Here is a 272-nt window from a genome sequence, read left to right on the forward strand (position 1 = left end):
TACTGAGCGCTGGTTTCGCCGGCCTTGATGGTGACCTTTTCATTGTTGCTCAGGGTCACGACCAAGTCGTTGGCCAGTGCTTTGTTGATCTGGACGGTGAACGTCGGCTTGACGTTTTCAGCAACAGAAGTCTGATCCGCCGCAATGGTGACCAGAACTTGGTTGCCCTGGTTGCCCGTGCCCGGAGTACCCGAGCCTGGCTCGTCGGTAACTTGGGTGCTGACTGGCGTCTTGTCCAGCGTCAGTTGCTCGAACTTGCCAACATCTGCGCC

The 272-nt window shown here is 57.4% G+C and carries 1 protein-coding gene; it reads right to left on the reverse strand.

The window, feature by feature from the left end; all coding sequences use genetic code 11:
• Positions 1–272: immunoglobulin-like domain-containing protein (locus tag FS777_RS21320; RefSeq protein WP_372239230.1), on the reverse strand; the 272-nt coding region annotated here is incomplete at both ends.

This window comes from Pseudomonas sp. DE0157 (assembly GCF_007678615.1).
Taxonomy (GTDB): Bacteria; Pseudomonadota; Gammaproteobacteria; order Pseudomonadales; family Pseudomonadaceae; genus Aquipseudomonas; species Aquipseudomonas parafulva_B.